The following is a 261-nucleotide window of genomic DNA, read 5'->3' on the forward strand; positions in this document are numbered from 1 at the left end:
GAGTCTGCTTTTCACAATCCGCGCTGACAAACCAGCTCGAGAAGCTGCCCTGCTAAAAACAGAAGGGGTAAGCTTGCCTTGTTCTAGAGGAAACCCCGCTCGCAAGGCCTCAGATGACACATCGTGCTGATGAAAGGAGGCAATGGTCTTCAAACACTCCAGAAGCTCATCCCCTATCTCACGCTCGTCGAACGCTGGCTCTTCCGAGCCAGGGTGCACAGCCTCTGCATTATTCAGCTTTGCTTGCGTCACAGATACCTC

The 261-nt window shown here is 53.3% G+C and carries 1 protein-coding gene; it reads right to left on the bottom strand.

The features are described 5' to 3' along the window. A partial coding sequence (locus R0J92_RS24045; protein WP_411053528.1) for a hypothetical protein occupies positions 1-261 on the bottom strand: 261 nt, incomplete at both ends.

Source organism: Tritonibacter sp. SIMBA_163, assembly GCF_046535935.1.
Taxonomy (GTDB): domain Bacteria; phylum Pseudomonadota; class Alphaproteobacteria; order Rhodobacterales; family Rhodobacteraceae; genus Epibacterium; species Epibacterium scottomollicae.